This is a genomic window from Enterobacter sp. CM29, assembly GCF_013179605.1.
GTDB classification, from domain to species: Bacteria; Pseudomonadota; Gammaproteobacteria; order Enterobacterales; family Enterobacteriaceae; genus Enterobacter; species Enterobacter intestinihominis.
Genome location: NZ_JABMCU010000343.1, coordinates 1 through 1,586, shown reverse-complemented (window position 1 = coordinate 1,586; position 1,586 = coordinate 1). Strand labels below are relative to the sequence as shown.

The following is a 1,586-nucleotide window of genomic DNA, read 5'->3' as shown; positions in this document are numbered from 1 at the left end:
GACCCAGAACACCGATTTTTGCGCCCGGGAAAAAGCTCAGCGAGATATTTTTAAGAATATGACGTTTCGGCGGGACAACTTTGCCGACACGATGCATGGTATAAACGAATTGAGCCACGTTGGACTTCGCCTCTTTTATCGTGATGAGAATGAATTTCAGCCTCGAAGTGTAGCCTTTTTCACGCCCTAATCCCAGCCAGGAACGTCGGGAGTGTTAAAACGCGCAAGAAAGGTAAAAAAGTGTCCATGACGTGGCGCGTTGTGGGATGCCTGGTTAGCATAAGTTGAGGTAACTTTAACGTGGCAAGACGCTGCAACTGACGAAAAACAATGAGGAAGAGCTTGTGGAAAAAGCCAAACGGGTGGTCTGGCGTCTGCTGGCTGCCAGCGTATGCGTAATGGCGGTAAGCCAGGCGGTGCATGCCGATTCACTGGATGAACAACGTAACCGCTATGCCCAGATTAAGCAGGCATGGGACAACAAGCAGATGGATACCGTGCAGGCGCTGATGCCGACGCTGAAGGATTATCCGCTGTATCCGTATCTGGAGTATCGTCAGATCACTGATGATCTCATGAATCAACCGACCGTCACCGTAAATAACTTCATTCAGGCGAACCCGACACTGCCGCCTGCGCGTACCCTGAAGTCCCGGTTTGTGAACGAGCTGGCCCGTCGCGAAGACTGGCGCGGCCTGCTGGCTTTCAGCCCGGATAAGCCGGGCGCGACGGAAGCGCAGTGTAATTACTATTATGCGAAATGGGCGACCGGTCAGCAGGAGGAAGCCTGGACCGGCGCGAAAGAGCTGTGGTTGACGGGCAAAAGCCAGCCAAACGCCTGTGACCCGCTGTTCAGCGCCTGGCGCGCCTCGGGCAAGCAGGATCCGCTCTCTTACCTGGAACGTATTCGCCTGGCGATGAAGGCCGGTAACACCCGGCTGGTTACCGTGCTGGCGGGCCAGATGCCCGCGGATTATCAGACCATTGCCTCTGCCGTTATCAGTCTGGCAAACGATCCCAATACCGTGCTGACGTTTGCGCGTACCACCGGCGCGACCGATTTTACCCGCCAGATGGCGGCGGTGGCCTTTGCCAGCGTGGCGCGTGAGGATGTGGAAAACGCCCGGCTGATGATCCCGCAGCTGGTGCAGGCCCAGCAGCTTAATGACGAGCAAACCCAGGAACTGCGCGATATTGTGGCATGGCGACTGATGGGAACAGATGTCACCGACGAACAGGCGCGCTGGCGTGACGACGCGGTAATGCGTTCAAACTCTGTCTCGCTGGTGGAGCGTCGCGTGCGCATGGCGCTGGGAACGGGCGATCGTCGTGGCCTCAATACCTGGCTGGCGCGCCTGCCGATGGATGCTAAAGAGAAAGATGAATGGCGTTACTGGCAGGCGGACCTGCTGCTGGAGCGTGGTCGTGAAGACGAAGCCAAAGCGATCCTCCACTCCCTGATGCAGCAGCGCGGCTTCTACCCGATGGCGGCGGCGCAGCGTCTGGGCGAGGAGTACACACTGAAGATCGACAAAGCGCCAGCCAACGCGAACCCGGCGCTGACGCAGGGTCCGGAAATGGCGCGC

The 1,586-nt window shown here is 57.8% G+C and carries 1 protein-coding gene and 1 pseudogene; one reads left to right on the top strand and one right to left on the bottom strand.

Annotated features, from left to right (window positions below):
• Positions 1-118 (bottom strand): annotated as a pseudogene (locus HP459_RS22850) (ABC transporter); the annotation flags it as partial.
• A 226-nt stretch (positions 119-344) separates the two neighbouring features.
• On the opposite strand from HP459_RS22850, the gene sltY reads away from it, so the two are divergent.
• The coding region (gene sltY, locus HP459_RS22845; RefSeq protein ID WP_171936913.1) for a murein transglycosylase at positions 345-1,586 on the top strand (1,242 nt) is incomplete at its 3' end.